Below are 11324 nucleotides of genomic sequence, written 5' to 3' on the forward strand. Positions count from 1 at the left end.
CCACATACATTGAAGCGGCATAGACGGCCTTCCGCATTGATCCTTTTCGCAAGGATCGTATTGCTTGCCATGCTCGGTTGGGCGATCGCGCCGTTCGCCCCCCTGTTCGCCGCGACCGATTCGACGCATGCCGCCGATGCGTCCTTGCAGGCCGAAGCGCTTGTCTCCCACCTGGATGCCGGCGATGCGGCCGCGGCCGCGCAGGATTTGGCTGCGATCAAAAAGTGGTGGGCGAAGGACAAGAACGACGTCAAACAGCGTTCGCTCGATCTCGCGCTGGAGATCGACAGCCAGATCGCAGCCCTGTCGCTCGCGATGCTAAGCGGAAAGATGGACGAGGCGTCGTCGCAGGCCGGCAATCTAAGGTTTTCCGTCATCAATCTGCAGGACGGCGCGTACGCGGACAACAGCGGAAAAAGCCAGATGACATTGTCGACCTACATTCTTAAGCTTCGCGAGGCGGGCAACCTGGCCAAGAAGCAGGAATGGGTGGAAGCGGGGCAGAGGGTCAAACAGCTTCAGCAGCAATGGCTCTCCGTCGAAGGCGACGTCGTGAGCCAATCGCAGCGCGTTTACAACGACACCGAACGCGATCTGGTCATGCTGGACGGCTACTTGAGCAATCCGGATCAAAGGGCGCTTGCCGCCCCCGTGATCGACCGGTTGATCGAAGGGCTGGCGCCGCTCGCCGACGCGAAGTATTCGTGGTGGGACGCGGCGCTTATCCCGATTCGCGAAGGGATGGAGGGGCTGCTCGTCGTCGGCGCGCTGCTTATGTACGCCAAGCGGGCGGGCTCCATGCCGGCGAGACGCTGGGTCGTCGGCGGCTCCGTCACCGGTCTCCTGGCCAGCATCGCCGCGGGGTTCGCGGTCGTGCTGCTGCTGTCCTCGAGCGCATTCGGGCACAACAATCTGCTCATCAACGGTTGGACGGGCGTATGCGCCAGCGTGATGCTGCTTTACGTCAGCTACTGGCTGCATCGCCATTCGGACACCAAGCGCTTTAACCGGCTGCTTGCCGAGCGGAGTACGCGCGCGCTATCCGGCGGGCATATGTTTTCGCTCGCGCTGCTCTCCTTTTTCGCGATCGTGCGGGAGGGACTCGAGACCGTCATTTTTCTGATCGGCATGTCCGGGAAAATGTCCGCAATGGAACTTGTCGCCGGCATCGCTGCCGGGTTTCTCGTTTTGACGGCGGTCGCGTTCGTCATCGTCAAGGCCGGATCGCGCTTGCCGATTCGTCCGTTTTTTCTCGGATCGAGCCTCATCGTGTTTTATCTCTGCTTCAAATTTATGGGGTCGGGCATTCACAGCCTGCAGATGGCCGGCGTGCTGCCGTCTACGGTGAACGAAACGCTGCCCGATTTTTCGACGCTCAGCCTGTATCCCTCTTGGTACAGCACCTTGCCGCAGCTCGTTTTCCTGGCATGCGGCTGCGCCGCGGTCGTTTGGTCCCTGCTGAAGAGCAAGCGCCGTCGCGAAGTTCCCGTTTCCTAAGCTTCAACAACCTAATTTTGCGCATAGCGCCAGATGACTGGAGATCGTTATAATGATGAAGAAAACGTCCATTGGTATTGTTACAATCGCAGGAATGCTGGCTTTATCCGCCTGCAACAGCGGATCGAACAACGACGGCGCATCCGCGTCCGCTTCGGCTCCGGCTTCGACGACGGCCGCATCTCCGGTCTCGGCCTCGGCAAGCGCCGGCGGATCCAGCGCGATTCAGACGGGTACGGCTCAAATGCTCGATCAAACGAAGCAGCTGCAGGACCTTATCGGGAAAAAAGACGCGGACGGCGTTAAAGGCCTCGGCAAGACGATTAACGAAACGTGGCTGTCGTTCGAAAATGCCGTACGTCAAACGTTCCCCCTTGAATATACGGACGTGGAAAAATACGAAATGCCGATCTTTTCCGCTTCGGCTTACGACAAGATCGATTTCGACGCGCTCAAGGCCAATGCCGACGGCCTGGTCGATGCGCTCACGAAGCTTCAGAACGCGAAGCCTTCGACGGCCAGCTCTTCCGAGCTGCTGATCGAAGCCGTTAAAAAGTATCAGCAATACGTCGTCGACCAGACGAACAAGCTGACCGATCAGACGCAAGTATTCGTCAACGCCGTCAAGGCGGGCGATATCGATAAATCCAAGGCCGAATACGTAAAGGCGCGCGTCTATTACGAGAGCATCGAGCCGATTGCCGAGAGCTTCGGCGACCTTGACCCCAAGATCGACGCCAGGTTGGCCGACGTGGACGATCCGAGCGCCTGGACCGGCTTCCACGAGATCGAGCAGGCGCTGTGGGTCGACAACTCGCTGGAAGGTCAGGATAAATTCGCGGACCAGCTGATGACCGACGTGAAGGCGCTGCAGGCCGAAGTTCATAAGCTTCAGCTCGAACCCAAGACGGTCGTCGCCGGCGCCATGGAACTGCTGAACGAGGCGGCTACCTCCAAGATTACCGGCGAGGAAGAACTTTATTCGCACATCGATCTCGTCGACCTCGCTTCTAACGTAGACGGCTCGAAGACGGTCTACCTGTCGATCATCCCGGCGCTCAACGAGAGCAACGTCGAATTGGCCGACAAGCTCGACCAGGCATTTCAGGATATGGAAAAGGCGCTGTCCGGCTTCATCAAGGACGGCCAGTATGTTGCCTATACCGAGTTGACGACGGATCAGATCCGCGATATCAGCGACCGCCTCAGCGCGCTGTCCGAACTGATGTCGCAAACCGCCGCCATCCTCTAAATTACGGAGGGAGCCCAGACTTATTATGGAACCGAACCGGACAGGCATGACGCGCAAAGATTTTCTGAAGCTGTCGGCCACCGTCGGTGCCGGAATCGCGATCGGTGCCTCCGGCATCGGCGCGATTCTCGGCATACCCAAGCCTCAAGCGGAAGGCTCGAAGGCTTCCGCCCATTCGGAAGAAGACATCATTCCGATGTACGCCGACCACCAGCCGGGCATTGTGACGCCGCAGCAGACGTATTTGTATTTGGCGGCGTTCGACATTACGACCGGCAGCAAAAAAGATTTGATCGCGATGCTGAAGGATTGGACCCGTTTTTGCGATCTGAGCGCGAAGGGCGGCACGATGAGCCTGGGCGACAATCCGCTCGTACCGCCGACGGATACGGGCGAGACGCTCGAGCTGCCGCCATCCAGATTAACGGTCACGCTCGGCTTTGGTCCATCGTTTTTCGTAAGAGACGGCGTCAATCGCTTCGGTGCTGCCGGCGCCATGCCGCTGCATCTTAAGGATATTCCGCGCATGGCGCGTGACAATATCGATCCGAGCATTTCCGGCGGGGATATTTGCCTGCAAATCTGTGCGGACGATCAGCAGGTCGCCTTTCACGCGGTGCGCAACCTGATCCGGCTGTCGACAGGCCGCGCCTCGCTCAAGTGGATGCAAGAAGGCTTTGCGAGCGGGACGCCGGGCAAGACGCCGCGCAATCTGTTCGGCTTCAAGGACGGCACGGCCAACCAGCTGCACGACTCCGCGCAAGGCTATGACGATGTCGTATGGGCGGGCAGCGACGAGCCGGCATGGATGCGCGGCGGTTCCTATCTGGCCTACCGCAAGATCCAGATGAAGCTGGAGAGCTGGGATCGCACGTCGCTCTCCGATCAGGAAGCGACGTTCGGCAGAAGCAAAGTATCCGGCGCGGCATTCGGCGCGAAGGGAGAATTCGATGCGGTGGAGGCGTCCAAGCTGCCAGAAAATTCGCATGTGCGATTGGCCAAGGAGACCAGGCAGCAGATTCACCGCCGCGCCTATTCCTACACGGACAAGGTAGATCCCCGGACAGGCAACGTCGATGCCGGACTGCTGTTCATCAGCTACCAGCGCAATCCCGACGTGCAATTTCTGCCGATGCTGCGTTCGATGCAGAACAGCGATGCCTTGAACGCGTATGTTTCCCATGTTGCCAGCGCGATGTTCGCCTGCCCTGCAGGCTTGCAGCCCGGCCTCTATTTCGGCCAGCGGGTTCTTGAGGGTTAAAGCTGTTATTGAGATGAAGCATAAACGGGAACAAACCTAATGGGACAAAGCGGGAGCATTCCTGCTTTGTCTTGTTTGCGTTAGAGGCTGTATTTAAGGGTCCGAAAATGAGACTTCGGCGCGGATCGAGGCGAAGAAGCGCTGTACAGCGTTACTTCGGGTGACTTGGGCCCGCTCAGGGCGAAGAAGCGCTGTACAGCGTCACTTCAGGTGACTTCGGCCCGATTGGGGCGAACTAAAGCTTTACAGCGACACCGAGTTAACGTAACCGAGTTGTGGAGACTCCTGATAGGGGCCGCATTCACGGAAATGCGCCGCTGTCCAGGTGAAGTCACACGGGTGAGCCGATTTTTCGCTGCGAGGACGCCGAAGGCGCGCGGCCTTGTGGTATGATGAAAGGCAAACCGCACCCCAGCAGGAAGGATAACGATGCCATGACGCTGCAACAACTGCGCTATGTCATCGAAGTCGCGAACCGCGGCTCGATGAACGAAGCGGCCAAGCGGCTTTTCATCTCCCAGCCCAGTCTCTCCAACGCCATCAAGGACCTGGAGGAAGAAATCCGTATCACCATTTTCGAACGCACGAACAAAGGGATCACGCTGTCGAAGGCCGGCGCCGAGTTTCTTGGCTATGCCCGTCAAGTCATCGAGCAGGCCGAGCTGCTGGAAAATCGCTATCTGGGCGCGAAGCCCGCGCCGCAGCATTTCTCCGTGTCTACGCAGCACTATGCGTTCGCTGTTAACGCCTTCGTCCAGCTTGTCCGCGAGCACGGTCAGGACGAATACGAGCTGGCGCTTCGGGAGACCAAGACGCACGAGATCATTCAGGACGTCAAAAGCCAGCGCAGCGAGATCGGCATTCTGTACATCAACGAGTTCAACGCCAAGGTCATCACGCGACTGCTGCGCGATGCGAACCTGAAGTTCACGAGCCTGTTTACCGCCAAGGCGCATATTTTCGTCAGCGTGAACAACCCCCTTGCGAGACATCCCGTCGTGACGATCGACCAGCTCGACGACTATCCGTATTTGCACTTCGAGCAGGGCGAGTACAATTCGTTCCATTTTTCCGAAGAAATTCTGAGCACGCTGTCGCACAAAAAAAGCATCAAGGTGAACGACCGGGCAACCTTGTTTAATTTGCTTATCGGGCTCAATGGCTACACGATCTCGACCGGCGTACTGAGCGCGGATTTGAACGGCAACGAGATCATTCCGGTTCCGCTCGCAAGCGAAGAGACGCTGCATGTCGGCTGGATCAGTCATCAAAATGCCGCGTTATCGAAGCTTGCGATGGCTTATGTCGAGGCGCTGCAGCAGGCGATCGCGGTCGAGTGAGCCCGCGTCTGCCGCACAGGGGCAAGACGCGGGCTTTGATATAGCCGGAGGCTATAGCCGGCAATAGTATTTTGAAGTTACGCTATATCCAGACGCCTGTGCTATCTTTCAATTAGCAGCCAAAGCTGGCGCCGAATCAACCGGCGCGGACGCTTTGCTTCATACTTGGAAGGCAGAGGAGAAGGCATATATGAAGAGCGGCAATCTGGGGTATCCCCGCATCGGGCAAGACCGCGAATGGAAAAAAGCGCTGGAAGCATACTGGGCCGGCAAGCTGGACGAGAGCACGCTGCACGCGACGTTGAAGGAAATCCGTCTGAATAACCTGAGGAAGCAGCGAGACCAAGGAATCGACGTCATCCCGGTCGGCGACTTTACGTACTACGACCATATTCTGGACACGTCGGCGATGTTCGGTATCGTGCCCGAGCGGTTCGGCTACGGGGGCGGCGAAGTCGACCTGCCGACCTACTACGCGGTAGCTCGCGGCAATCGCGATTCGGCGGCGAGCGAGATGACCAAGTGGTTCAACACGAACTACCACTACATCGTGCCGGAGCTTGGCGCAGGCGTCAACCCGCAGCTGACGGTCAACCGCCCGCTGGCGGCTTATCGCGAAGCGAAGGCGGAGCTGGGAATCGAAGGCCGTCCGGTCATCGTCGGACCTTACACGTACTTGAAGCTGTCCAAAGGTTATGCCGCGGGGGAGCTGGATGCCTGGATCGATCGTCTGCTGCCGCTGTATGCGCATGTGCTGCGCGAGCTCGAAGCCGAGGGCGTCGCTTGGGTACAGGTGGACGAGCCGATTCTGGCCACGAGCTTGACGGAGGACGACCTGTCCCGCGTAAGGCGCATCTATGAAACGTTAACCAGCGAAGCGCCGGGAATTTCCATCATGCTGCAAACGTACTTTGAGTCGGTTGACGCGTACGGGTTCGTCGTCACGCTGCCGGTCCACGGCATCGGGCTCGACTTTGTGCATGACGGCGGACGCAACCTCGCGGCGGTACGCGAGCAGGGCTTCCCGGCGGACAAGACGCTCGGAGCGGGTCTGATCGACGGCCGCGCCATCTGGAAGGCCGATCTGCGCAGCAAGTGGGAGACACTCGGCACGCTGCGCGGCGCTGTCGCTGCAGAACGGATCGTCGTGCAGCCGTCCTCCAGCCTGCTGCACGTGCCGGTCAGCGCGGCACGAGAGAACGCGCTGCCGGCGGAGCTGCAAGGCGCGCTTGCCTTTGCCGACGAGAAGCTCGCTGAGCTCGTCCTGCTCGCCAAGGCCGGACGCCAAGGCGTCGAAGCGATCGCGGTCGACCTGGAAGCGGCCGAACGCAGCCGTGACGCGCTGCAGCGCTCCGCCGCGCGTACGAACGAGCGCGTCCGCGCGCGCATGGCATCCCTGGCTTCGGAGCCGGCGGCGCGCGCGAGCGTCTTCGAATCCCGCCGCGCGGTACAGGATGCCAAATGGCAGCTGCCGCCGCTGCCGACGACGACGATCGGCAGCTTCCCGCAGACGCCGGAAGTACGCGGCGCGCGGCAGAAGTGGCGCAAGGGCGAGCTGTCGCCTGCGAGCTACGAATCCTTCATTCAAGCGCAGATCCGCGAGTGGATCGACATTCAGAACGAGATCGGGCTTGACGTGCTGGTGCATGGCGAGTTCGAACGTACCGACATGGTGGAGTTTTTCGGCGAGAAGCTTGCCGGGTTCGCCTTCACGGCGAAGGGCTGGGTGCAATCCTACGGTTCCCGCTGCGTGAAGCCGCCGGTTATCTACGGCGACGTAGAGCTGCCGAAGCCGATGACCGTCGCCGAGACCATCTATGCGCAGTCGCTGACGTCGAAGCCCGTGAAGGGCATGCTGACCGGCCCGATCACGATTCTCAACTGGTCGTTCGTGCGTGACGACAAGTCGCGCGAGGAAGTCGCTTACCAGATCGCGCTCGCGCTCCGCGACGAGGTCGAGGCGCTGGAGGCGGCAGGCATCGGCATGATTCAGGTCGACGAGCCGGCGCTCCGCGAAGGGCTGCCGCTGAAGCGCGAGCAATGGGCGCATTACCTGGACTGGGCGGTGCGCGCGTTCCGCTTGTCCACTTCGACGGTGAAGGACGAAACGCAGATTCACACGCATATGTGCTACAGCGAGTTCCACGACATTATCGAATCGATCAGCGCGCTGGACGCGGACGTCATCTCCATCGAGACGTCGCGCAGCCACGGCGAGTTGATCGGCATTTTCGAGGAGCATACCTACGACAAGGGCATCGGGCTCGGCGTCTACGATATTCACAGCCCTCGCGTGCCATCGTCGGACGAGATGACGCAAATGATCGACCGTGCGCTTCGCGTGCTCGATCCTGGCCTGTTCTGGATCAATCCGGACTGCGGACTCAAGACTCGCGGACGCAAGGAGACGGTCGAATCGCTGCGCAACATGGTAGAGGCGACAGAAGCCGCTCGCGAACGGTATGTGGTCAAGCAGGGATAAGGTTTGCACGACCTGTTAACACGAACTTATTTACACGATCTTCTTATTAGAAGAAAGACATTTGAGGGAGCGCTCTGCCGCTCTCTTTTTTTGCGCTGCGGCGGCATGCATTGACGGAACTCCTATCGGATGTCTAAGATGAATCTATTCGGTTTACGACGGAGGTTCGGAATGAAATACGCATGGGCGGTCGGTTTGGCCGGCAGCGTCGGCGCCTTGCTTCGATACGAGGCGGGACTGTGGACGCATTCCTGGTGGCATTTTGCGTTTCCGCTCGCTACGCTCGTTATCAATCTGACGGGATGTCTCGCGCTTGGCTGGTTTACGGCATGGGCGACGACGCGCCCGGGCCTGCCGGAATGGCTGCGGCTCGGGATCGGCACCGGCTTGATCGGCGCGTATACGACGTTTTCCACGTTCAGCGTGGAGACGCTGACGCTGCTCCGAGATGGACGTGCCGGAGCGGCGGCGCTCTACGTCGGCACGAGTCTGGTCGGCGGGCTGTTGTTTGCGTGGGTCGGCTTCAGGCTCGGAGAGAGACGTCCGGCAGCGAAAAACCGCGAGGTGGTGGGACCGTGACGTTCGGTCATGAGGGGCTGGTGGCGATCGGCGGATTTTTCGGCGCCTGCGCGAGATACGGCATCGGTTTATGGGGAAAAAAGAAATTCCAAGCAAGGCTGCCCGTCTCTACGATGCTTATTAATTTAACGGGATCGTTTCTGCTCGGCATCGTTGCGGCAGCCGGCGGCAGCGGGATCTCGCTGCTTGTCGGGACAGGTTTCATGGGTGCCTATACGACGTTTTCCACCTTTAACGCGGAAAATATTCAGCTTTGGCGAAGCAGAGCCTGGCGTACGCTTGCCATTTACGTAGCGGGAAGCTATATATTGGGCGTCGTGCTCGCCTGGGCCGGCTATGCGCTTGGCGGCCGTCTGTAGGCGCATTTGCGGCAGATGCGATATTGGCATTTTGTCGATTTTACAGCTATGCACAGCTATGCGCACTATTCATAGTTCAGTTTTAGCCAGCGCCATGCTTTAATGTTGCCGTTCTGACTTATCGACAGAGGAGCGGATCGTACATGGAGCTGCAAACGGCGCATGATAAAAATCAGCTTCGGCAGGCGGCCGCGGCGCTCGATAGCGCAGGAATTCGGGTTGCTTTCCTTTCCAACCAATTCGACGGTGCCATCCTCCAGGGCTTCAGCAGAGCCGACTGGCGGGGACCGGCCAACGAAATTGCAGGAACTACGCTGGACAGCGGCGTCGGCGGCGAATGGCTGATCCGGACGAGCGGAACCGCCCTGGCCGGCCCGTACGGCGGGTTCACGTTCGGGACGGACTGGCTCCATTGCGGCACGTCGCGGCAAACGGCTGCCGAGGTCCGCTTTGAAATCGCGGCATGGTCGCCGTCGGCGTATGTGCTCGTCCCCGGCGCCGTTTATGGCGGCAACCGCTTCGAGGCGCGCAAGCTGGCGTATGCACCTTGCTGGACGTCGATCGAGGAGCAGGGGCCGAATGCGCCGGCGCTCGTCACGGATATCCCGAGGCTTGCGGCGGACGACGGGCCGTCGTCGCTCCATCTGCTGACAGGCGATGCCGCGACGCCGGCCGTTGCCTATTACGATCCGGAACGCGGGAGAGGCTGTATCCTGCTTACGGAACAGCGCACCGTTTACGGCGAGACGTCCGTGCATATCGAGGAGTCGGCGGACCGCCGCTCGGCGGCGATTTCCTTTCGTGCGCCCGGGGTGCGCGAGGAGACGAAGTACGAGATGTGCACGACTGCGGCCGTATCCGGCGACAGAGGGGCCGATTATGCCAACGGCGACCGTCTCTCTATGAAGTTTCACGTTTTTCTGTTCGCTTGCGGCAGCGTGCGCCGTCTGTTCGCCGCGTTTGCTTCGGTGCGCGATTCGTTGACAGGCCGGCCGGAGCTGGTTGCCTCCCTCCCGTTCTCCGCTGCTTGGGCGATTCAGGAGGCCAAGTTCAACGCGATGAACTGGAACGGCCAGTACGGCTATTATGCAGTCGGTACCGTGGATGAAAAACACCAGGACTGGCAGCTCGGCTGGGTCGGAGGCGGTATGTCAAGCTATGCGCTGCTGCTCGAAGGGAGCGCGGCATCGCGGGAGCGTGCGCTGCGTACGCTCGATTTTATTTTCGGCGGACAGACGGCTGCCGGCTTTTTTCCCGGCGTCTTCTACCGCGGACGTTGGTACGGCGACGAATTCGGGAGCGATCCGAACCGGGAGGCGCCGGAGCGATGGCATATCGTGCGCAAAAGCGCGGACACGCTTTATTTCGCGGCCAAGCACATGCTGGCGCTGGAGGCGATCCCTTACGGCCGTGCGGCGAGCGTGGCGTGGCTGCAGGGGCTGCGGCGTCTGGCCGACGCTTTTGTCCGTTTATGGGATGGATACGGGCAGTTCGGACAGTGGGTGAACCACGACACAGGCGAGCTGCTGGTCGGCGGATCGGCGGGCGGCGCGATGGCCGTCGGCGGCCTTGCATGGTGCGGGAGCGTACTGAACGATGAGCGATATGTTTCCGTTGCGCGGGAAGCGGGCGAATATTATTACAGGGGATTCACGATGGCCGGCGTCACGACCGGCGGTCCGGGCGAGATTCTTCAATGTCCAGACAGCGAATCGGCCTTTGCGCTTCTCGAATCTTATATGGCGCTCTACGAAACGACCGGCGACCGGCTGTGGATCGGTAGAGCGGAGGAAGCGGCCGATCAATGCCTGTCCTGGTGCGTATCGTACGATTTCGTTTTTCCGGCGACGTCGACGTTTGGCAAGCTGGGCATGCGCACTGCCGGGTCGGTCATCGCGAACGCGCAGAACAAGCACAGCTCGCCCGGCATCTGCACGCTGTCGGGAGACGCATTATTCAAGCTGTTCCGCGCAACGGGCCGCCGGCGCTACATGGATCAGTTGACGGAGACAGTGCGCAATATGAACCAATACTTATCCCGCTCGGACCGGCCGGTCATGGGGTGGGACGGCAAGGACATGCCGCCCGGCTATATGAGCGAGCGCGTCAACATGAGCGATTGGGAAGGCGCGAACCTTGTAGGCGAAGCGCTGCCGCTCTCGTGCTGGTGCGAGACGTCGAACATGCTGACGTATGCCGAGGTGCCGGGCATCTACGTTCAGCGCGACAAGGGGCTCGTATGGGCGCCCGATCACGTGACGTGCGGATTAGAGACGACGGCGGACGGCGGCGCCGCGCTGCGCGTGACGAATCCGACGTCCTGGCCGGCTTCGGTGAAGCTTTTGTCGGAAACGTCCATAGAGGCGGCGCTGCCGCTGGGCGTTTGCGCGAGCGCCGTCTGGCCGCGCATTCGGCTTGCGCCGGGCGAGACGCGGGTCTTGCCGCTGACCGATTAGCGCGCGATTACCATCCGCTCGGTCGCAGGCAATCGGAATCCGCATGCTCGAACACCTCCTTCACTAACGCTTCATCTCGCAGCCGGCTTCCCGGCAGC

Annotated in this window: 8 protein-coding genes; all 8 read left to right on the forward strand. The window is 60.3% G+C overall.

The genetic code is table 11. The features are described 5' to 3' along the window. Positions 1-9 precede the first annotated feature (9 nt). Positions 10-1497, forward strand: coding sequence for an FTR1 family iron permease (locus KB449_RS08910; protein ID WP_282908038.1), 1488 nt, complete (start codon positions 10-12; stop codon positions 1495-1497). A 52-nt stretch (positions 1498-1549) separates the two neighbouring features. After that, the gene (gene efeO / locus KB449_RS08915) at positions 1550-2749 is read left to right on the forward strand and encodes an iron uptake system protein EfeO (RefSeq protein WP_282908039.1); all 1200 of its coding nucleotides are present in this window, start codon (positions 1550-1552) and stop codon (positions 2747-2749) included. Positions 2750-2774: 25 nt separating this feature from the next. Next, entirely contained in the window at positions 2775-4010 is a 1236-nt protein-coding gene (efeB, locus tag KB449_RS08920) for an iron uptake transporter deferrochelatase/peroxidase subunit (RefSeq protein ID WP_282908040.1), read from the forward strand. A 434-nt stretch (positions 4011-4444) separates the two neighbouring features. Then, positions 4445-5350, forward strand: coding sequence for a LysR family transcriptional regulator (locus tag KB449_RS08925; protein ID WP_282908041.1), 906 nt, complete (start codon positions 4445-4447; stop codon positions 5348-5350). Between the two features lie 190 nt (positions 5351-5540). Continuing rightward, positions 5541-7832, forward strand: a complete 2292-nt coding sequence (metE, locus tag KB449_RS08930) for a 5-methyltetrahydropteroyltriglutamate--homocysteine S-methyltransferase (RefSeq protein ID WP_282908042.1) — start codon at positions 5541-5543, stop codon at positions 7830-7832. Positions 7833-8003: 171 nt separating this feature from the next. Further along, positions 8004-8411 carry a fluoride efflux transporter CrcB gene (gene crcB, locus KB449_RS08935; protein ID WP_434082492.1) on the forward strand — a complete coding sequence of 136 codons (408 nt, stop codon included), beginning with the start codon at positions 8004-8006 and terminating at the stop codon, positions 8409-8411. After that, complete coding sequence (locus KB449_RS08940) at positions 8408-8770, forward strand: fluoride efflux transporter FluC (RefSeq protein ID WP_282908044.1); 363 nt, start codon at positions 8408-8410, stop codon at positions 8768-8770. Before crcB ends, KB449_RS08940 begins: the two co-directional genes overlap by 4 nt. Before the next feature lie 143 nt (positions 8771-8913). Further along, the gene (locus tag KB449_RS08945; RefSeq protein WP_282908045.1) at positions 8914-11226 is read left to right on the forward strand and encodes a hypothetical protein; all 2313 of its coding nucleotides are present in this window, start codon (positions 8914-8916) and stop codon (positions 11224-11226) included. Positions 11227-11324 lie beyond the last annotated feature (98 nt).

This window comes from Cohnella hashimotonis (assembly GCF_030014955.1).
GTDB lineage: Bacteria > Bacillota > Bacilli > Paenibacillales > Paenibacillaceae > Cohnella > Cohnella hashimotonis.